The organism is Methyloprofundus sp., from assembly GCF_965251085.1.
Taxonomy (GTDB): Bacteria; Pseudomonadota; Gammaproteobacteria; order Methylococcales; family Methylomonadaceae; genus Methyloprofundus.
The window spans coordinates 3,534,127-3,554,661 of the sequence record NZ_OZ252594.1 but is presented as its reverse complement, the minus strand read 5'-3'; the positions used below and the strand labels follow the sequence as shown (position 1 = coordinate 3,554,661).

At 39.7% G+C, this 20,535-nt stretch carries 21 protein-coding genes and 1 pseudogene; 16 read left to right on the top strand and 6 right to left on the bottom strand.

The features are described from left to right. Nucleotides 1–10: 10 nt before the first annotated feature. From ACQY3F_RS16635 to ACQY3F_RS16615, 5 genes are all read left to right on the top strand, one after another. Nucleotides 11–610 carry a YdbL family protein gene (locus tag ACQY3F_RS16635; RefSeq protein ID WP_428356049.1) on the top strand — a complete coding sequence of 200 codons (600 nt, stop codon included), beginning with the start codon at nucleotides 11–13 and terminating at the stop codon, nucleotides 608–610. Nucleotides 611–1,302: 692 nt separating this feature from the next. Further along, nucleotides 1,303–2,025 (top strand): META domain-containing protein, encoded by a 723-nt coding sequence (locus ACQY3F_RS16630; RefSeq protein ID WP_428356048.1) that lies wholly within the window; start codon nucleotides 1,303–1,305, stop codon nucleotides 2,023–2,025. A 143-nt stretch (nucleotides 2,026–2,168) separates the two neighbouring features. Beyond that, nucleotides 2,169–3,584 carry a hypothetical protein gene (locus ACQY3F_RS16625; protein ID WP_428356046.1) on the top strand — a complete coding sequence of 472 codons (1,416 nt, stop codon included), beginning with the start codon at nucleotides 2,169–2,171 and terminating at the stop codon, nucleotides 3,582–3,584. 520 nt (nucleotides 3,585–4,104) lie between these two features. Then, the gene (locus ACQY3F_RS16620; protein ID WP_428356045.1) at nucleotides 4,105–4,653 is read left to right on the top strand and encodes an FMN-binding protein; all 549 of its coding nucleotides are present in this window, start codon (nucleotides 4,105–4,107) and stop codon (nucleotides 4,651–4,653) included. 59 nt (nucleotides 4,654–4,712) lie between these two features. Then, nucleotides 4,713–5,138 carry a hypothetical protein gene (locus tag ACQY3F_RS16615; protein ID WP_428356043.1) on the top strand — a complete coding sequence of 142 codons (426 nt, stop codon included), beginning with the start codon at nucleotides 4,713–4,715 and terminating at the stop codon, nucleotides 5,136–5,138. Between the two features lie 617 nt (nucleotides 5,139–5,755). Here ACQY3F_RS16615 and ACQY3F_RS16610 read toward each other — a convergent pair. Continuing rightward, on the bottom strand, nucleotides 5,756–6,562 hold the full coding sequence (locus ACQY3F_RS16610) for a PfkB family carbohydrate kinase (RefSeq protein WP_428356042.1): 807 nt from the start codon (nucleotides 6,560–6,562) through the stop codon (nucleotides 5,756–5,758). A gap of 309 nt (nucleotides 6,563–6,871) precedes the next feature. Between ACQY3F_RS16610 and ACQY3F_RS16605 the strand changes: the two genes are divergently transcribed. The 4 genes from ACQY3F_RS16605 to ACQY3F_RS16590 all read left to right on the top strand — a co-directional run bounded on the left by ACQY3F_RS16605 (nucleotide 6,872) and on the right by ACQY3F_RS16590 (nucleotide 10,119). Further along, nucleotides 6,872–7,129 carry an RNase H family protein gene (locus tag ACQY3F_RS16605; protein WP_428356041.1) on the top strand — a complete coding sequence of 86 codons (258 nt, stop codon included), beginning with the start codon at nucleotides 6,872–6,874 and terminating at the stop codon, nucleotides 7,127–7,129. 540 nt (nucleotides 7,130–7,669) lie between these two features. Further along, the gene (locus tag ACQY3F_RS16600) at nucleotides 7,670–8,491 is read left to right on the top strand and encodes a hypothetical protein (protein ID WP_428356040.1); all 822 of its coding nucleotides are present in this window, start codon (nucleotides 7,670–7,672) and stop codon (nucleotides 8,489–8,491) included. A gap of 150 nt (nucleotides 8,492–8,641) precedes the next feature. Next, entirely contained in the window at nucleotides 8,642–9,928 is a 1,287-nt protein-coding gene (locus ACQY3F_RS16595; RefSeq protein ID WP_428356038.1) for an IS630 family transposase, read from the top strand. A gap of 8 nt (nucleotides 9,929–9,936) precedes the next feature. After that, the gene (locus ACQY3F_RS16590; protein ID WP_428357719.1) at nucleotides 9,937–10,119 is read left to right on the top strand and encodes a topoisomerase DNA-binding C4 zinc finger domain-containing protein; all 183 of its coding nucleotides are present in this window, start codon (nucleotides 9,937–9,939) and stop codon (nucleotides 10,117–10,119) included. Between the two features lie 217 nt (nucleotides 10,120–10,336). On the opposite strand, the gene ACQY3F_RS16585 is transcribed toward ACQY3F_RS16590, so the two are convergent. Then, entirely contained in the window at nucleotides 10,337–10,564 is a 228-nt protein-coding gene (locus tag ACQY3F_RS16585) for a hypothetical protein (RefSeq protein WP_428356037.1), read from the bottom strand. Between the two features lie 266 nt (nucleotides 10,565–10,830). On the opposite strand from ACQY3F_RS16585, the gene ACQY3F_RS16580 reads away from it, so the two are divergent. The 4 genes from ACQY3F_RS16580 (at nucleotide 10,831) to ACQY3F_RS16565 (ending at nucleotide 13,732) form a co-directional block, all read left to right on the top strand. Then, the gene (locus ACQY3F_RS16580) at nucleotides 10,831–11,091 is read left to right on the top strand and encodes a hypothetical protein (protein WP_428356036.1); all 261 of its coding nucleotides are present in this window, start codon (nucleotides 10,831–10,833) and stop codon (nucleotides 11,089–11,091) included. A 191-nt stretch (nucleotides 11,092–11,282) separates the two neighbouring features. Then, nucleotides 11,283–12,104, top strand: a complete 822-nt coding sequence (locus tag ACQY3F_RS16575; protein WP_428356035.1) for a hypothetical protein — start codon at nucleotides 11,283–11,285, stop codon at nucleotides 12,102–12,104. Between the two features lie 150 nt (nucleotides 12,105–12,254). Continuing rightward, nucleotides 12,255–13,541, top strand: a complete 1,287-nt coding sequence (locus tag ACQY3F_RS16570) for an IS630 family transposase (protein WP_428356038.1) — start codon at nucleotides 12,255–12,257, stop codon at nucleotides 13,539–13,541. 8 nt (nucleotides 13,542–13,549) lie between these two features. Continuing rightward, nucleotides 13,550–13,732, top strand: a complete 183-nt coding sequence (locus ACQY3F_RS16565) for a topoisomerase DNA-binding C4 zinc finger domain-containing protein (RefSeq protein WP_428357719.1) — start codon at nucleotides 13,550–13,552, stop codon at nucleotides 13,730–13,732. A gap of 217 nt (nucleotides 13,733–13,949) precedes the next feature. Here the strand turns inward: ACQY3F_RS16565 and ACQY3F_RS16560 are convergent, their stop codons facing one another. After that, nucleotides 13,950–14,177 (bottom strand): hypothetical protein, encoded by a 228-nt coding sequence (locus ACQY3F_RS16560; RefSeq protein WP_428356037.1) that lies wholly within the window; start codon nucleotides 14,175–14,177, stop codon nucleotides 13,950–13,952. 266 nt (nucleotides 14,178–14,443) lie between these two features. Here ACQY3F_RS16560 and ACQY3F_RS16555 point away from each other — a divergent pair, with 266 nt between their 5' ends. The 3 genes from ACQY3F_RS16555 to ACQY3F_RS16545 all read left to right on the top strand — a co-directional run bounded on the left by ACQY3F_RS16555 (nucleotide 14,444) and on the right by ACQY3F_RS16545 (nucleotide 17,895). Beyond that, nucleotides 14,444–14,704: a hypothetical protein gene (locus tag ACQY3F_RS16555; RefSeq protein WP_428356036.1), complete on the top strand. Its 261-nt coding sequence runs from the start codon at nucleotides 14,444–14,446 to the stop codon at nucleotides 14,702–14,704. 191 nt (nucleotides 14,705–14,895) lie between these two features. After that, entirely contained in the window at nucleotides 14,896–15,717 is an 822-nt protein-coding gene (locus ACQY3F_RS16550) for a hypothetical protein (protein ID WP_428356035.1), read from the top strand. A gap of 150 nt (nucleotides 15,718–15,867) precedes the next feature. Continuing rightward, nucleotides 15,868–17,895 (top strand): DNA topoisomerase III, encoded by a 2,028-nt coding sequence (locus ACQY3F_RS16545; RefSeq protein ID WP_428356034.1) that lies wholly within the window; start codon nucleotides 15,868–15,870, stop codon nucleotides 17,893–17,895. An 18-nt stretch (nucleotides 17,896–17,913) separates the two neighbouring features. Here ACQY3F_RS16545 and ACQY3F_RS16540 read toward each other — a convergent pair whose 3' ends face one another. From ACQY3F_RS16540 to ACQY3F_RS16530, 3 genes and pseudogenes are all read right to left on the bottom strand, one after another. Then, nucleotides 17,914–18,282, bottom strand: coding sequence for an ISAzo13-like element transposase-related protein (locus ACQY3F_RS16540; RefSeq protein WP_428356032.1), 369 nt, complete (start codon nucleotides 18,280–18,282; stop codon nucleotides 17,914–17,916). Beyond that, the gene (locus tag ACQY3F_RS16535) at nucleotides 18,249–18,584 is read right to left on the bottom strand and encodes an ISAzo13-like element transposase-related protein (RefSeq protein ID WP_428356030.1); all 336 of its coding nucleotides are present in this window, start codon (nucleotides 18,582–18,584) and stop codon (nucleotides 18,249–18,251) included. Before ACQY3F_RS16535 ends, ACQY3F_RS16540 begins: the two co-directional genes overlap by 34 nt. A gap of 253 nt (nucleotides 18,585–18,837) precedes the next feature. Further along, nucleotides 18,838–20,413 (bottom strand): annotated as a pseudogene (locus tag ACQY3F_RS16530) (IS3 family transposase). Nucleotides 20,414–20,535: the final 122 nt, after the last annotated feature.

The following is a 20,535-nucleotide window of genomic DNA, read 5'->3' as shown; positions in this document are numbered from 1 at the left end:
GTTTAACAGCATGAATATATACAAAATACCCTTTGTCAGTGCTTTATTTTTAACTGCTTGTGTCACGATTAATATTTACTTTCCTGCCGCGGCGGCTGAGCAAGTTGCAGATGAAATTATTCAGGATATTCAGAAAACTGAACCGCAAGCGAACCCTTCTCAAAGCCTGGTGATACCAGACTCAGATATATCGACTTGGCAGTTGAGTGTGTATAGGCAATTAGATCAGGTGATTTCTGTGTTTATCAGTTCTGCCCATGCGCAAGCAAATTTATCAGTGGATAGTGCAGATATAAGACGTCTCACTGCAAGTATGCGTTCTCGGTTCTCTGAATTAAAGCCATTTTATCAGCAAGGCGCGATAGGTATTAAATCTGATGGATTATTAACGCTTAAAGGCAAAGTGCCTTTAAAGGATCGCAATAAAGTTAATAAACTGATTGCCTCAGAAAATGCGGATCGCATTAAGTTGTATCAAGCGATAGCTAAAGAAAATGGACACCCTGAATGGTTTGCGCAAATTAAAACAACGTTTGCCGCACGATGGGTAAAGAATGCACAGTCAGGTTGGTGGTATCAGTTGTCGAATGGAAGCTGGAAACAGAAGTAACGCTAGCACACGTCTAAAAATTTACCTGATTACGTACAACTCTCAGCCATAGTTGAATAAAGCTTGAAACATCAGTATGTTAAAAACTTCATCATTCCCGAAGTTTACCCAGTCAAGCGTGGGCACATGCTTTATCCTAGAAACCGCAGTTGAGCAGGGATTTTGTGGAAAATCTGAGTGCGAAAGACAAGGCACAGCTAGCAGGCAATGGCCGTAGCCCTTGGCAATAGCTGTAACGCAGTATTTCGCGCTCAGATTTATTCACAAAACCGTGAAGCGGAGTCTGTTCACCCTGCAGGGGATAAGTTGTTACGGTCATTATGTTTTATATTCAAATGTTTAGAGTGTTTTTTAGCGTTCAACTGCGGTTTTTAGGTTTATCGGGAATCTATGCTTATCCGACTAGATTCCTGCTTAAAGCATGCAGGAATGACGAAGTATAGCTGAGGGTTATCCTAGAAAAATCAGTTGAGCGCGAATTTATAGTGCAAGATATTTGTTTCACAGTGCTTCCAAAAAATTTTAGCTTCACCCATAGGTTAAGCGGACATTTTTTGGAAGTGCGGTGGAATTAAGAGCTTGTGCTAGAAACCGTGAGCAACTGATTTTTCTAGGATTATGGGTAATCAGGAAGATTTATGAACAGAGTCTGTATGCCTGAACCCTGAATTTAATGCAAGGAGGAGTCGGTAATGAAATTGAATATCAAAAATAGCGGCCTATATAAAGGGATCGTGTATTTATTGCTGACTATTACGCTCCCGGTCTCTGCAAACGAACAGGCGCAACGCTATCGTGGGCAGTATACTTACGGTCATGAAGTTAATACTTTTTGTCCTGCGAATAACTCCCAATGTTATTGGATAAACCCTGCTACATCGGCACAACTAAGTCAGCAACTACCACAGTTGTCAGTTGCTAATACTCAGCGTCCTTTCCAGCCTATCTGTGTGATTCTACAAGGACGGATAGATCGGGAAACGAAAGCCGATGGTTTTGCCGCAGACTATGATGGCCTTATCGAAATAGAAAAAGTTTACGGCTTATGTCGTCAGACAGCTATCGTTACTCAGGGTGATTTGCAACACCATCGCTGGGTACTGGAAAGTATTGACGCAGTTAAAGTTGCACTAGGTAATAATACTTTTGATCTGGATTTCGAAGAGCAAATGACAGTAACGGCTCATATAGGCTGTTATCAACTGACAGGTAAGGCTGTTTTGCGTGATCAATATTTCATAATTCAAGGTATACAAGCAACAGGACAAAACTGTACTGCAAAAGTACGCAAAATTGGGTCTTTAATGCACTCAATATTAACCAGCGAATCCACTATAGTCTTAGATGGCAAGTATTTGATGTTGAAAAATGAAAATACCTTGCTGAAATACAAATCACAGGATTGGCTTAATTAACAACCGAGTTATTTTTCGTATTAGTAGTTATTAAAGATAGGAAATAGAAAAAATATAAATGTTATTGAGAATTGTTTGCATTTGCCTTTATCTGTCGATATACTTACCTCAACTTTTATAATTACTTGGGATAGATAATGAAAATGATGCAACAGGCAATAGGCCTGGGGACGGCTTTATTACTGGCTACTAGCCTTGCCAGTGCAGCAGAGAGGCCACAAACCATGGATGAAATGTGGAAGATTATTGAGGCTCAGCAGGCGCAACTAGATGCGATGAAAAAAATGCTGGAAGAACGAGCTGAAGTACCTGCTGCTAGGGGCGAAGGTCATAAAACGCCAGAAACCGATACCGAAGTTGCGCAGACGCAACAAAAAACAGAGGAAGAAGTTGCAGAATTAAAGCATAAAACCGATGTATTGACCGAGGCAGTTGAATCGATGCGCACCGCGCTGGTATTGCCTGATAAAAAGGAATTAAAAAGTAGCTATGGTCTGGGACCTGCTGCTTCCAAGGTTTATCAAGTAGATCAAGGCTTGTCTATAGGTGGTTACGGTGAAGTTAATTATCAGGCATTGGTCGCAGATAAAGGGTCCAAGAATGATAATGCTGACCTTGAGCGGCTAGTTCTTTACTTTGGTTATAAGTTCAATGACTCGATCATTTTAAACAGTGAAATTGAATTTGAGCATTCATCAACCTCTAAAAGTGGTTCGGTGTCTGTAGAGATGATGGCCCTGGATTTTTTGATAGATCCATTGGTAAATATTCGTGCGGGTTTAACGCTGACACCGATGGGATTTATCAACCTGGTGCATGAACCCCCGTTTTATTTTGGTAATAACCGCCCTGAAGTAGAACGCCGTATTATTCCAAGTACCTGGCGTAATATAGGGGGAGGGTTGTTTGGACAAATTACCCCGGATGTCAATTATACAATGTACGCTGTTACGGGTTTAAATGCAGAAGGTTTCAGTTCTGCAGGTATACGTGGAGGTAGGCAGAAAGGGTCTAAGGCCTTAGCTGAAGACTGGGCTTTTGTCGGTAGACTGGATTATACGCCAATGGCTGTTCCCGGTTTAGTGTTTGGAGCTTCCAGTTATTTAGGAAACTCAGGACAGGATCAAGTCGATGCGAATGTTTTTACCCAATTATATGAAGCACATATGGAATGGAAGTATTATGGCTTTGAAACCCGTGTTTTAGGGGCATGGGGGCATGTAGCCGATGCGGCAACTTTAAGTGCGCTGAAAGGAGAAACTATCGGTAGTTCCAATTATGGGGTCTATGCTGAAGTCGCCTATGATATTTTACCGCTGATTTTTGCAGGTACTTCTCAATATTTGGCACCTTTTTTCCGCTATGAGAAATATGACACGATTGCCACTGCGCCAAACGGCTATGCTGATGATTTGTTTTACGATCAGGATATTTTTCAGGTCGGTTTTAACTATAAACCGATACCCGAAGTGGTCATAAAATTAGATTACCGCAATAGAAATGCTAAAGAGGGCACAGTGCCTGATGAAGTGAATATTGGTTTTGGTTTTATTTTTTAGCCACACTAGAACTAATTGCAGGGCGCGACTTCGGCAAGCCTGTAAAATGGCGGTATAATATATACTTTGCGTGGTTACGGATACGGAGAATATAGTGAGCTGATTTTGACGATAGCTCGCTACGTAACGATTTCAGCAATGAGCTATCGGCAAACTCAGCCGCTAGAAATCCGCAGCAGTGGCCGCGCGAAGTATATATAGCAAGGGAGTCGCTTTAGTCAGGCATGTATTTACAGCCTAAGGAACGCGCACGGAATAAGTTGAGCATCTGGCGCAGGATTTTTATTCGTATTCAAGACGTAGAAACAGGCGCATAGCCAGCTACGTAACAGTTTCTACAACGCAGAAAACGGATAAAAAGACAAGTCAGTTGCTTAAGTTATTTCGTGCGCGTTCCTAAGTAAGGTTACTCCCTTGATTTATTATAGGCTGGCAATGAGTCGGCTGAATTCGTATATCCCTCGTGCGAGCATAATTATTGATTTTCAACGTCCATTGGCTTGCAAACCTGAATATTAAAATGAAATTTATTAAAAGTCGTCAGCTATTGTTATGCCTTCTGTTGTCATTATTTATCGCATCACCAGGCTATGCCAAAATATACTACAGCAAACAGGAAGCTATGGAGCTTGCTTTTGGAAAAGAGGCTAGCGTCGAACGCCTGTCGCTTTTTCTGACGGACGATGAGGTTCAGCGTATTCAACAACTAGCACGAGCTAAAATTGACTCTGCATTATTTACCTTTTACGTGGGTAAAAAAGCAGGTGAAATACTAGGTTATGCTGCGATAGAATCGCATAAGGTACGTACCAAGCCCGAAACCCTGCTGGTTGTTTTAAATCCTCAGGGCCAATTGACCCAGGTGCAAACCCTTGCATTTCACGAGCCACCTGAATATCAGCCTTCTGCGCGTTGGTATGCACAATTGTTTAATTTACCACTGGAAGAAGTGAGTTTTAGAAAAAAAGTACAGGGAATTTCAGGCGCGACTTTAAGTAGCAGAGCTGCTCTGGATAGTGTACGCAGAGTACTGGCAGTGTATCAGGTCGGTGTGGTAGAGAAACAATAATGCGCTTTTTTGTCACAGGCGAACAAAATCGCCAACTGTTATTAAATTCATTAATCTTAATGTTTTTAGGCTATATTTTACTGCTCTGGGTAAGCAATGGCTTAATGTATTTCCATAAAATGGATCTAACACCAGGCTCAGTTATTTCATATTACCTCGGTTCTGAAGTAGATTTTACCCAGCCTAAAAGTTATCAAAGCATGCTAGAAGTCTCACACTTTCATGTGTTTTCTATGGGCTTGCTGGTATTGACACTAACTCACTTAATGATAATGACCAATTTATCCGTACCGGTTAAAGTGTGGGTAAGTGCTATGGTGTATGTTTCTGCAATAGCTGACGAATTAGCAGGCTGGCTAGTGCGCTTTGTACACCCTGATTTCGCATACTTTAAAATAGCCAGTTTTGTTTTGCTGGAAGTATCCCTGATAAGTTTGATTATTCTGGTTACAATTTCCTTGTTTTACGCACGCCGAAAAATGTGAGTGATGCTGTCGTATCCAATTACACCTTCAGTGAAGCAACCTGGAGTCAAAAACGTCCCGACTGGATTAACAGTCATATCAGAACCTGAAAGGGGTGCAACGGGAAAAAGTTATTAAAGGAAGTGATTATCCAGCGTTGCATCTGAATATTAAATTCACTGCGTTCACCATAAAGGCGATTAAACAATGAGTGTCAGACCACCTGAACTCTAGAATAATAACTTGCTGCCAATGCTTGATATGTAGGTTGGCGCTGAGCTTGCGAAGCCCAACAATCACTGTGCAATATCATGTTGGGCTTCGTATACTCAGCGCCAACGCACTTTAGTATCATGTAAATATCTTGTGAAAACGGTAAGTTTTTGATTTCTTTATGTCGAGATCAGGAGTTCTGAGTGTATAGAATAAAAATTAGCTCCGAGCCGAGTATAGAAATAGCGCATATTACGCTGTTTAATAATCTCGGGCTTTAACGCAAACAGAATCTCATTCAGTAGCGAATGTGAACTTATTCATACATGATTTAGATCCTTAATATCCCAAGCCTCAATAAAGGGGCTGTAAAATTGTTTATGTTCAGGTGTCGCGCCTTTAATGCCGACAATCGCACTGGCAAATTATTGTGCTCTGCTTAGACAGACATCCAACGGCCAATTTAATATCCGCCCCGCCAGCAAGACACTGCAAAATGAATCACCTGCGCCGACTGTATCTACAACAAAGGCTTTAGCTTGTGGGCTAATGGAGTGTTGTTTACCATCGACTGCTGAAATAGCAATTGCGCCACTTTCTCCGCCTGTTAACACAAGCTGTTCAGACAACTGCTGCAAAACTTTGGCTAATTGCTGGTCATGCTGGCTAATGTCAGACGCATATAGTTCAATCAGCTCTTGTTCATTGAGCTTTAACCAGTCCGCACCCTCTATCAGTTTAAGCACGCTTTTCTGATTCCACCAAGGTGAACGTAAATTAATATCAACGAACAATGTGTTGGCGTGTATGTTTTTAAGCTGTTGTAAGCTATTGGCAGAGTCAGTATGACGCAGTGCCAACGAGCCATGATATAACAAGTATTCGCCTTGCAATGCTGGAAGCAAAGATGCATCAATGTAATCATAGGCCACTTGATCGACAATATTATAATCAGGCTCACCGTCCTTAAATGTCACCTTAACTGAACCCGTCGGGTGACTATGATCTATTTGCAATCCCGCACAATCCATTCCCCAATCAGCCATGGCTTGCTGGATTTTTTTTCCAGCTTCATCATTGCCAATCCGGGTAATCATCATTGGATTAAGGCCAAATGCCTGTATATGCCAAGCGACATTAAAAGGCGCACCGCCTAAAACAACCGTGTCATCTGGAAAGCAATCAAAGAGTACTTCGCCAAAAATGAGAGGGCGCATGTGTGTTTCTTGCATTATTTTAAACCTTCAATTACTGCGGTCATATCAGGCCGGTAGTTGTCAGGTTTCACCACGTTGTACCTCGATTTTAATCTGAATATCATCACCAGTAGCAGTACTGTCTGAGCTGCAGGACAAGAGCAAAAAACAAAGGGTAATCAGTACTATTTTATACATGTTCCATTAGCCGTATACATGGTTAAAGTATAGCTGAGTATACTAGGTCTAGAGGTATAATGGATATGGATAAATAGAGCAAAGTTGTGCATCACAGTCGAATATTTATCATAATAGCCCGATAGCTTAAAACATAAAATAATTTTTATGGATGAACTCATGTTGTTTACAGATGGAAGTGTGAATACCCAGTCAAAAATTGGGTATGGAGCTTACCTCGCTGTGTTTGATCGAGGCTTATCTCTGGAGTCGTTGAAGAAAAACATAAAAGTGAAGCAATTTGAGCATACGTCTTCAACGAAACTGGAATTACAAACTTTATTATGGGCGCTAAGTGATATCCAAGCCCCTGGGAGTAATGTGGTTGTATACAGACTCTCAAAATATTATTGGGTTACCGGGTAGACGGGAGCGGTTAGAGAAAAGAGAATACCGCTCAAAGAACAATAAGCTGCTTAACAATTATGAGTTGTATGTTGATTTTTACAGAATAACCGATCAAATTAATTTAGAACTGGTCAAGGTGCGTGGACATCAAGCGACTAGTCAAAAAAATGAAATTGATAGGTTCTTTACACTTGTGGATAGAGCGTCAAGGAAGGCACTGAGAAATGAGTAGCGGTAAAATTTTTTTCAAAAAGGTCTTCAGGTAATCTATAGGAGCTTAAGACAAATGCTGATGAGGTAGCTAAAATAATCGACATTAAGATAAAATGATAAATATTTGAGAACCGTGTGTATGCAGCTATAACAGGTATTGCAACTCTATATCGGTTTTTTTATACATAAAGTGGCGATAAACTTAAGACGGGAAATTATGGTAGGGCGTGGCTTCAGCCCGCTATTAAATACCCTTTAGCATGGGCGGCTAAAACCACGCTCTACCGTTTTTCAATATGTCCCGCGTTAAAATACGAGTCCATAAAGTAAGGCAAGAAATCACAAATGAGTAATGAAGTAATTAATCAAGTACCTACAGTAGAACGAGCTAAGGAATTAGAGCAACAAGTAAAAGAGGGGCTTAATCAGTTAAAAGCAGGGCAGGATAAGGCTATTACAGCCTGCCATAAAATGAGAGATACCAAAGCGTATAACGCCCTGGGTTTTGATTCTTATAATGCTTGGGGAGAAAGTACACTAAATCTGAAAAAATCCAGACTGAATGAATTAGCCCAGGCCGGTGAAGTTCAGCAGGAACTATTAGCTGGGTTAGCTGATCCTGTAAATAATGCTGTAAAACTTCCCGACACAACAGGTTCTTTTGAAAATCACGTTGCGTCAGAAAGTATTGATTCTTCAATTGATCCCTCAGTCTCTGATTCAAAACCTGAACAAGTAACTAAACAAGAAACTTCTGATATTTTAAGCGTTCCAGCAGTCCAATCTATCTTTACCTCTTCTGAACTGTCCGATATAAGCACGCCTCAATTAGTCGCCTTAGCAAAAGCCCCGAAAGGAGAAAGACTAGCAGTATTGGATAAGGCAGCAGTTGAGGCTAAAGCTGAAGATAAACCTATCACGACTAATACAATTAAAGAGGCTGTAAAAGCTTCAGCTAAACCCGTTGAGCCATCAGCCGACGAGCAAGCCGTAGCAATTAAAAAGTATCATAGATCAGCAATGGGAAAAGTTAGTAGATTGGGTGAGACATTAAGAGAGCTTGATACTACAAACGTTAACAGTGAGGAGATAGTAAGTTGGAAGGCTTACCTGGATGATGTCAAAGAATCAATCTTAGTGCTTGAAAAGGAACTTGGATATGAATGAACTGATATCTTGAAATGTTGTTAAAATGAAATTGCAACGACTAAAACAAGCATTGGTACCACAGAAAGGGTTTGTAAAAATGGTTATAATACGACCTAAATAAATGCCTCAAGGCGAGTTAGCCTTCATCACTGTCGAGAACATCCCCCTTTGGTTAGCAGAGCAAAAAAAACCTTTGAACTTTACCTTTGTGAAAAACCATCACAAGGACGTGATATAGCGAAGATCCTGGGAGCTAATCAACGGAATGATGGTTATCTACAAGGTGAAAAAGTCATTGTGAGCTGGTGTATTGGCCATTTGCTTGAAATGATCCCACCTGATGAATACGATCCTAAGTATAAACGTTGGTCATTAACTGATTTGCCCATTCTGCCTACAGATTGGAAAATGACGGGGAAGAAGTCTACCAGCAAACAGCTGACGGTTTTAAAGAAGTTATTAAAGCAATGTCATAGCGTCGTTATTTCAACCGATGCTGACCGTGAGGGCGAAACCATTGCCCGGGAGGTACTCGATTATTTTAACTATAAAGGTTCAACGCGTCGTCTCTGGTTATCAGCACTCGATACAGTCAGTGTCCAACGAGCCTTAAAGGCGATTAGACCCAGTAGTGAAACAGAATCACTGTACCATTCCGGTTTAGCCAGAGGCCGGGCGGATTGGTTAATTGGCATGAATTTAACGCGTGCCTTTACGCTATTAGCAAATACTGTCCAGAGAGTTGAAAAATCTCCTAGATCATTAAAATCAGTACTAGCAAAATTTGAAGAAGATCTAGGCATTTCAGTTAGCATTGATACTATAAAACGTATTTGTAAACAAGCTGATCTTGTTTGGAAACGAGTTAGAAAATCCTTAAGGATAAAGCGTAATCAAGATAAATTTTATTTGGCAACCGATGAAATAAAAGAATTAATACAACAACATAAAGAGAATGAACTTGATTTGTGCTACTTTGATGAGTCGGGGTTTACACTAGAACCCTGTGTTCCTTATGCTTGGCAACAGTCAGGTGAGACGATTGAAATACCAAGCTCAAACAGCAAGCGTCTTAATGTATTAGGTTTTGTTAACAGAGATTGCAGGTTTGATTCTTTTGTTTTTGAAGGGAGTGTAAACACTTCGGTTGTTGTGGCTTGTATTGATGAATTTGCTAAACAGATTAAAAAACCAACAACTCTTATTATTGATAATGCATCGACTCATACGAGTAATGAATTTAATGAAAACCTTGAAAGGTGGAAAGAAAAAAACCTATCCATTTACCGTATACCGCCATACTCACCCGAGTTAAATATTATCGAGATTATATGGCGTAAAATAAAATACGAATGGCTTCCTTTTTCAGCTTATGAATCCTATGCCTCTCTTCAGGAAGAATTATTTAAGGTGCTGTCTAATATTGGAAAGAATTACAAAGTAGAGTTTGCATAAAAGGTTAAATTAATTTTGCATGGGTACTTATTACTCCCAACCCTGTTGTAAAAGTTTATAAAGCGGGAGACTCGTGTCCAGAATGTCACCATGCACTCGAAATCCGCAGTGCAATTCGAGGTAAAAAAATTGGCCAGAATTATCTAGGTTGCAGTCATTTTCCAGAGTGTCGGTTTTATACGTGGCCTTAACTTGTGGCTTCCTTTGAATTACACCCAAGTTCTGAAGGTGTTATTGTTAGAAAAGCGGAAAAATTCGCAGTTCGGGACCTGTCCTGTTTTACTTTATTTGGTATACCCCTTTTTGATTCATTTTTGTTCGTGTTCTTTGAATTCTTTGTAAGAATCCCAAGCTAAATAGCCAATAACACTAATAAGTACAAGGGATGCCAAAAACATAACAATTTCATTAAACATCTTTTAACTCCTTAATTAATCGCTTAATAAGCCGGTATTGATAAATAACATATACACCTGATAAAATACTAACAACAAAAGCTGAAACCAATAGCAAACCACTGACAATAGTGTAATTTGAAGCCATCCATCCAGCTAATGTAATTAACACAGCAATAGCCGCAAAAAACATTTTTTCGTGAAAAGCAATATTGGCTTTGATGCTTTCAGATTCTGACATAATAAATACCCATGTGTGCCTTATGACTCATTATAAGTCGGACTAATCTACTTATAAAGATTTATTAAATACTGATAGCCCTCATCAGCCACAAAAATAACATCTCGATTATTTTCTCGCTGCGGTTGCCCTGAAATTACAAAACGGGGAAGTCGCGCCATTTTTATCTCATCTACTGTTGATTTCTAAAAGTGTAACCAGATAATAACATATTTTTTATTTCTATCCAGTCTGACCCTAATACTGCTCAAGCCCCTGGGAGTAATGTGATTGTGTATACAGACTCTCAAAATATTATTGGGTTACCGGGTAGACGGGAGCGGTTAGAGAAAAGAGAATACCGCTCAAAGAACAATAAGCTGCTTAACAATTATGAGTTGTATGAGGATTTTTACAGAATAACCGATCAAATTAATTTAGAACGGGTCAAGGTGCGTGGACATCAAGCGACTAGTCAAAAAAATGAAATTGATAGGTTCTTTACACTTGTGGATAGAGCGTCAAGAAATGCACTGAGAAATGAGTAGCGGTAAGCTATTTTTTTCAAAAAGGTCTTCAAGTAATCTATGGGAGCTTAAGACAAGTGCTGATGAGGTGGCTAAAATAATCGACATTAAGATAAAATGATAAATATTTGAGAAGCATATGTATCCTGCTATAGCAGGCATTGTGTTTCTAAAATATTTTTTTATGCATTAAGTAAGGCAAGAAATCACAAATGAGTAATGAAGTAATTAATCAAGTACCTACAGTAGAACGAGCTAAGGAATTAGAGCAACAAGTAAAAGAGGGTCTTAATCAGTTAAAAGCAGGGCAGGATAAGGCCATTTCAGCCTGCCATAAAATGAGAGATACCAAAGCGTATAGCGCCCTGAATTTTGATTCCTATCATGCTTGGGGAGAAAGCACACTTAATCTGAAAAAATCCAGACTAAATGAATTAGCCCAGGCCGGTGAAGTTCAGCAGGAACTATTAGCTGGGTTAGCTGATCCTGTAAATAATGCTGTAAAACTTCCCGACACAACAGGTTCTTTTGAAAATCACGTTGCGTCAGAAAGTATTGATTCTTCAATTGATCCCTCAGTCTCTGATTCAAAACCTGAACAAGTAACTAAACAAGAAACTTCTGATATTTTAAGCGTTCCAGCAGTCCAATCTATCTTTACCTCTTCTGAACTGTCCGATATAAGCACGCCTCAATTAGTCGCCTTAGCAAAAGCCCCGAAAGGAGAAAGACTAGCAGTATTGGATAAGGCAGCAGTTGAGGCTAAAGCTGAAGATAAACCTATCACGACTAATACAATTAAAGAGGCTGTAAAAGCTTCAGCTAAACCCGTTGAGCCATCAGCCGACGAGCAAGCCGTAGCAATTAAAAAGTATCATAGATCAGCAATGGGAAAAGTTAGTAGATTGGGTGAGACATTAAGAGAGCTTGATACTACAAACGTTAACAGTGAGGAGATAGTAAGTTGGAAGGCTTACCTGGATGATGTCAAAGAATCAATCTTAGTGCTTGAAAAGGAACTTGGATATGAATGAACTGATATCTTGAAATGTTGTTAAAATGAAATTGCAACGACTAAAACAAGCATTGGTACCACAGAAAGGGTTTGTAAAAATGGTTATAATACGACCTAAATAAATGCCTCAAGGCGAGTTAGCCTTCATCACTGTCGAGAACATCCCCCTTTGGTTAGCAGAGCAAAAAAAACCTTTGAACTTTACCTTTGTGAAAAACCATCACAAGGACGTGATATAGCGAAGATCCTGGGAGCTAATCAACGGAATGATGGTTATCTACAAGGTGAAAAAGTCATTGTGAGCTGGTGTATTGGCCATTTGCTTGAAATGATCCCACCTGATGAATACGATCCTAAGTATAAACGTTGGTCATTAACTGATTTGCCCATTCTGCCTACAGATTGGAAAATGACGGGGAAGAAGTCTACCAGCAAACAGCTGACGGTTTTAAAGAAGTTATTAAAGCAATGTCATAGCGTCGTTATTTCAACCGATGCTGACCGTGAGGGCGAAACCATTGCCCGGGAGGTACTCGATTATTTTAACTATAAAGGTTCAACGCGTCGTCTCTGGTTATCAGCACTCGATACAGTCAGTGTCCAACGAGCCTTAAAGGCGATTAGACCCAGTAGTGAAACAGAATCACTGTACCATTCCGGTTTAGCCAGAGGCCGGGCGGATTGGTTAATTGGCATGAATTTAACGCGTGCCTTTACGCTATTAGCAAATACTGTCCAGAGAGTTGAAAAATCTCCTAGATCATTAAAATCAGTACTAGCAAAATTTGAAGAAGATCTAGGCATTTCAGTTAGCATTGATACTATAAAACGTATTTGTAAACAAGCTGATCTTGTTTGGAAACGAGTTAGAAAATCCTTAAGGATAAAGCGTAATCAAGATAAATTTTATTTGGCAACCGATGAAATAAAAGAATTAATACAACAACATAAAGAGAATGAACTTGATTTGTGCTACTTTGATGAGTCGGGGTTTACACTAGAACCCTGTGTTCCTTATGCTTGGCAACAGTCAGGTGAGACGATTGAAATACCAAGCTCAAACAGCAAGCGTCTTAATGTATTAGGTTTTGTTAACAGAGATTGCAGGTTTGATTCTTTTGTTTTTGAAGGGAGTGTAAACACTTCGGTTGTTGTGGCTTGTATTGATGAATTTGCTAAACAGATTAAAAAACCAACAACTCTTATTATTGATAATGCATCGACTCATACGAGTAATGAATTTAATGAAAACCTTGAAAGGTGGAAAGAAAAAAACCTATCCATTTACCGTATACCGCCATACTCACCCGAGTTAAATATTATCGAGATTATATGGCGTAAAATAAAATACGAATGGCTTCCTTTTTCAGCTTATGAATCCTATGCCTCTCTTCAGGAAGAATTATTTAAGGTGCTGTCTAATATTGGAAAGAATTACAAAGTAGAGTTTGCATAAAAGGTTAAATTAATTTTGCATGGGTACTTATTACTCCCAACCCTGTTGTAAAAGTTTATAAAGCGGGAGACTCGTGTCCAGAATGTCACCATGCACTCGAAATCCGCAGTGCAATTCGAGGTAAAAAAATTGGCCAGAATTATCTAGGTTGCAGTCATTTTCCAGAGTGTCGGTTTTATACGTGGCCTTAACTTGTGGCTTCCTTTGAATTACACCCAAGTTCTGAAGGTGTTATTGTTAGAAAAGCGGAAAAATTCGCAGTTCGGGACCTGTCCTGTTTTACTTTATTTGGTATACCCCTTTTTGATTCATTTTTGTTCGTGTTCTTTGAATTCTTTGTAAGAATCCCAAGCTAAATAGCCAATAACACTAATAAGTACAAGGGATGCCAAAAACATAACAATTTCATTAAACATCTTTTAACTCCTTAATTAATCGCTTAATAAGCCGGTATTGATAAATAACATATACACCTGATAAAATACTAACAACAAAAGCTGAAACCAATAGCAAACCACTGACAATAGTGTAATTTGAAGCCATCCATCCAGCTAATGTAATTAACACAGCAATAGCCGCAAAAAACATTTTTTCGTGAAAAGCAATATTGGCTTTGATGCTTTCAGATTCTGACATAATAAATACCCATGTGTGCCTTATGACTCATTATAAGTCGGACTAATCTACTTATAAAGATTTATTAAATACTGATAGCCCTCATCAGCCACAAAAATAACATCTCGATTATTTTCTCGCTGCGGTTGCCCTGAAATTACAAAACGGGGAAGTCGCGCCATTTTTATCTCATCTACTGTTGATTTCTAAAAGTGTAACCAGATAATAACATATTTTTTATTTCTATCCAGTCTGACCCTAATACTGCTCAAGCCCCTGGGAGTAATGTGATTGTGTATACAGACTCTCAAAATATTATTGGGTTACCGGGTAGACGGGAGCGGTTAGAGAAAAGAGAATACCGCTCAAAGAACAATAAGCTGCTTAACAATTATGAGTTGTATGAGGATTTTTACAGAATAACCGATCAAATTAATTTAGAACGGGTCAAGGTGCGTGGACATCAAGCGACTAGTCAAAAAAATGAAATTGATAGGTTCTTTACACTTGTGGATAGAGCGTCAAGAAATGCACTGAGAAATGAGTAGCGGTAAGCTATTTTTTTCAAAAAGGTCTTCAAGTAATCTATGGGAGCTTAAGACAAGTGCTGATGAGGTGGCTAAAATAATCGACATTAAGATAAAATGATAAATATTTGAGAAGCATATGTATCCTGCTATAGCAGGCATTGTGTTTCTAAAATATTTTTTTATGCATTAAGTAAGGCAAGAAATCACAAATGAGTAATGAAGTAATTAATCAAGTACCTACAGTAGAACGAGCTAAGGAATTAGAGCAACAAGTAAAAGAGGGTCTTAATCAGTTAAAAGCAGGGCAGGATAAGGCCATTTCAGCCTGCCATAAAATGAGAGATACCAAAGCGTATAGCGCCCTGAATTTTGATTCCTATCATGCTTGGGGAGAAAGCACACTTAATCTGAAAAAATCCAGACTAAATGAATTAGCCCAGGCCGGTGAAGTTCAGCAGGAACTATTAGCTGGGTTAGCTGATCCTGTAAATAATGCTGTAAAACTTCCCGACACAACAGGTTCTTTTGAAAATCACGTTGCGTCAGAAAGTATTGATTCTTCAATTGATCCCTCAGTCTCTGATTCAAAACCTGAACAAGTAACTAAACAAGAAACTTCTGATATTTTAAGCGTTCCAGCAGTCCAATCTATCTTTACCTCTTCTGAACTGTCCGATATAAGCACGCCTCAATTAGTCGCCTTAGCAAAAGCCCCGAAAGGAGAAAGACTAGCAGTATTGGATAAGGCAGCAGTTGAGGCTAAAGCTGAAGATAAACCTATCACGACTAATACAATTAAAGAGGCTGTAAAAGCTTCAGCTAAACCCGTTGAGCCATCAGCCGACGAGCAAGCCGTAGCAATTAAAAAGTATCATAGATCAGCAATGGGAAAAGTTAGTAGATTGGGTGAGACATTAAGAGAGCTTGATACTACAAACGTTAACAGTGAGGAGATAGTAAGTTGGAAGGCTTACCTGGATGATGTCAAAGAATCAATCTTAGTGCTTGAAAAGGAACTTGGATATGAATGAACTGATATCTTGAAATGTTGTTAAAATGAAATTGCAACGACTAAAACAAGCATTGGTACCACAGAAAGGGTTTGTAAAAATGGTTATAATACGACCTAAATAAATGCCTCAAGGCGAGTTAGCCTTCATCACTGTCGAGAACATCCCCCTTTGGTTAGCAGAGCAAAAAAAACCTTTGAACTTTACCTTTGTGAAAAACCATCACAAGGACGTGATATAGCGAAGATCCTGGGAGCTAATCAACGGAATGATGGTTATCTACAAGGTGAAAAAGTCATTGTGAGCTGGTGTATTGGCCATTTGCTTGAAATGATCCCACCTGATGAATACGATCCTAAGTATAAACGTTGGTCATTAACTGATTTGCCCATTCTGCCTACAGATTGGAAAATGACGGGGAAGAAGTCTACCAGCAAACAGCTGACGGTTTTAAAGAAGTTATTAAAGCAATGTCATAGCGTCGTTATTTCAACCGATGCTGACCGTGAGGGCGAAACCATTGCCCGGGAGGTACTCGATTATTTTAACTATAAAGGTTCAACGCGTCGTCTCTGGTTATCAGCACTCGATACAGTCAGTGTCCAACGAGCCTTAAAGGCGATTAGACCCAGTAGTGAAACAGAATCACTGTACCATTCCGGTTTAGCCAGAGGCCGGGCGGATTGGTTAATTGGCATGAATTTAACGCGTGCCTTTACGCTATTAGCAAATGACCGGCAAGTTCGCTCAGTAGGAAGAGTACAAACACCGACCTTAGCGTTAATCGTTAATCGGGATCGTGAAATTGCTCATTTTAAGCCTGTTTCCTACTACGAGGTCATGGCTTACTTTAAAACCCTGAGCGGTGAGTTATTAGAGACAAAATGGCAGTTTCCCGAAATACACTCTAAAACTCAAGCTGAACAAGCGAAGCAGTGTCTGGATAAAAAAGTAGCTCAGGCGGTCATTGAGCGATGCCAACATCAAACGGGTTTAGTAACCACCGCAACCACCGCTAGAAAAAAACAGTCGCCCCCCTTACTTTATAATCTATCGGGATTACAGCAAGAAGCATCAAGACGCTGGAGCTACGGGGCTCAAGATGTATTGAATATAGCTCAAGCACTGTATGAAACACATAAGCTGACATCATATCCTCGAAGTGATTGTGAATATTTACCGCTCAGTCAGTTTAACGATGCCAGCAGTATACTGAATGCCTTGTGCAACAATGACTCAAGCCTTAATGATCTTATTGCACAAGCCAATACCAAACAACGCTCCCGAGTGTGGAATGATAAAAAGATAACGGCTCACCATGCCATCATTCCAACACAGGCAACGCCAGGTATTGCACGGCTTAATGCTAAAGAGCTTAATATCTACAATTTGATCCGCAGACGCTATATTGCCCAATTCTTTCCAGATTATGAGTATGACCAAAGCACCATTATCGTCAGCATAGCATCCGATCAATTTAAAGCCAGTGGTCGTATAGCGCGTGTTAAAGGATGGAAGCAAGCTCTTGAAACAGAGGCTAGCAAACAGAGGTTTTCTAAAGCAGGCGGCGATAATCAACGGGAGTTGCCCACGGTTAATAAAGGGGAGAAACTGCCGTGTGATCATCTTAAATTATTAGATAAATTAACCCAGCCTCCTAAATATTTTACGGAAGGTACCTTGATCAAAGCGATGGAAACCATTGGTACTCAGGTGACCGATAAGGTCATGAAGAAGGTATTAAGGGAGACCGCAGGTTTAGGGACGCAAGCTACCCGAGCGAACATCATTCAGACCTTGTTTCAGCGTAAATTCATTGTTGCAGAAAAGAAATGTCTTAAAGCGACAAGCTTAGGAATTAATTTAATTGATGCCGTTCCTAATGCTATCAAAGACCCGCTCTTAACTGCTCAGTGGGAACAGCAACTCGATGATATCGCCAATAATAAAGGGCAGGATATTAATGGCTTTTTACAGCAACAAATTTTGCTGCTTAATGCCATTGTCACGCAGGTAAAAGAGCCTCAATCAAAAGCTATTGCTCCCAACCCTGTCGTAAAGGTTTATAAAGCGGGGGACTCGTGCCCAGAATGTCACCATGCACTTGAAATCCGCAGTGCAATTCGAGGTAAAAAAATTGGCCAGAATTATCTAGGTTGCAGTCATTTTCCAGAGTGTCGATTCTATACCTGGCCTTAGGGAGATGGAAAGAAATAATCATCCAGAACAACCAGGAGAAATGGTCAAAAACCATTTCTCCAACGATGGCATTCGGTCAACAAACTGATAATACGTCTTCATTGCTTTTTTACCTACCTTTACTCCTGTTTCATATATTTTTTCTGTTAATTTAACAATAGGTGCTTTGCCATTGTAGGTCATACTTTTGGCAAATTTTAAAGTTGTTTCAACTGTATCCATTATGTCGCCACTAATATGATTTTCATAGGCTCCCCATACTCGTTCAATTGGGTTATATTTACTATGATAAGGAGGGTAGTAGGCCAGTTTTATCTTTATGTTGCTTTTTTCAGCAAACTCCACAAGCCTTTTTATAAACTGAGTTCTGGAGCTACTGTTCTCCATACCATTGTCAGCGTGTGTGTCAGAATATCTACTCCATATTTTTCTTGAATTTCTGGCCAAATTTCTTCCAATCGGTCAACGATGAAATCACTGCTGGCATAGCCTGCTGTAAAGAAAAGGAAAAAATCATCATGTTCAGGCAGATAAAAACCAAAAGGAGTTAACTTTTCCTTAACATCTAAATCATGATCCTCTGCTTTTGTTAAAACCCGATTTCGTCCTCCCCGTGAAAAATTTCCTATATTCATTCTTGCTTTGGCATCAATTGATATACGAATCTCTTTTGGGTTGATATCTGCCATTCCATTCCATTGACTGAATGAACTTGTTCAAAAATTGCATCCGTTTCCTTGGTTTTCTTACGCTATATGTCAACCAACCTGTCGCATTTTTGTGATATAAAACTTGCTACGCAAGTTCATGGGGGCTTTGCCCCCAAACCCCCAAGGTATTTAAGCAAGGGTAATGATATAATATTCTTACAGTACAGGCTGAGGAGCCGATGACTGTCAAGGGTAATGGGCGGCTTATGTCGCCGATTGCTTTACTGTTAACTTAAGCGATATTTTTCAACTGTAATTCGTTTTCTGCCGAGCTGATTTCATCCTTATCAGGATTCAGAAAAACAGTTTTTATAGGGTCTAAATTCCTTGTGTTACGCCCATTCCAGCGCTCAGGATGACATTCCTTCGCTTGCTCGATAACACTCTTTCTCTTCTCTAGAATTGCACTATCTAAGCCCTTATGGCGTTGATTAGGTGTTACATATTTAATCGCACTGTGTTGATGCTCATTGTTATACCAATCTACAAACTGTTCCACCCAGTGCCTTGCTTCGTGTAGGTTGACAAAGGGGGCTTCTGGAAAGGTGTAATGGTATTTGACCGTTTTAAATAGAGACTCCGAATAGGGGTTATCATTACTAACACGTGGCCTGCTGTACGATGGACTGATTTCCAGATCTATCATTTTTGCTCTTAACGTTGCACCTTTCATCGGGCTTCCATTGTCGGAATGAATTACCAACTGGTTTTTATCTATTTTTTCTCGGTAGACAATATCTTCTATTAAATCAGCAGCATGAGAACTTTATTCACAATCATGAGCCTGCCAGCCAACTATTTTTCGGCTATAAATATCCATCACCATATACAAATAATAGTACTGTCCCTTTACCGGGCTTAATAAATAGGTAATATCCCATGAATAGATTTCATTGGCTGCAGTCGCTTTTAGTGACCGGGGTTTCTTGCGCTGAGCTGCTGTCCCTTTACCTCTGTGTTTAAGTAGATTATGCGCCTTCATTACTCGGTAAAATGTTGATTCTGATGCAATATAGTGACCTGAATCTAATAAAGTAGGTACTATTTGATAAGGGGGGTTAACGTGCTATATTCTGGCAGGTTAATGACCTTTAATATTTCTTGCGTAACGGCCTCTGATAGCTTGTTGTGTGCAGGGGTATCATTATAAATTCTTTGGTCTTCTGATAATTTCTCACCCTGATTCCATCGTTGATAAGTACGGGCAGTAATGCCAACAAGCTCGCAAGCCAGCTGTTGTCTTGCTCCATTTTGTACCGCCTCATTAACGAGTGCACAGTATTGTTTGCGATCTGGGTAGGAGATTAATCGACCTCCGTTTCCCCCCAGATCGCTTGGCACTTTTTTGATAACACCAGTAAAGCCGCCGTTTCAGAGAGAGCTCTGTCCTTACGATTGAGCTCTTTCTGTAGTCGTTTATTTTCTTGTTTGAGTTTTTTTTGTTCCTGCCTGGAGGTAGAATTAGATGCTTGATGTTCTGATAAAAAATCTAATTTCCATTCCTGAACATGATGCGGGTAAATTCCATTTTCTCGGCAGTAAGAGCTAAGATGCTCATCGTTCAGGCCGTGACAGTCCATTACAGCCTCAAGACGTTGTGCTTTAGTCCAGCTCTGTGGGCTTTTTTCAGTTGACATATTTGTTTCAGGATTTTCTAGTTTATTTTCCTTGGCTAATCGGATCCATCTTTGAAGTGTTGAATAACCAATATGTAAATTATCGGCAATATCGTGAAGCGTTTGTTCGTCACGTTTGGATAATGCTTTTTCTACAGATTGTACTTTAAATTCTTGGCTATATATGGCCATTTCTGTCTCCTAATATTAATTTTTACAGGCGACAGGTATGTTGACATAGGGGGATTGTGACAATATCTTCGCCATAGCTTTGCCAGATGGCTATTTTTAGGTCATCAAGCAAGGTAAATATG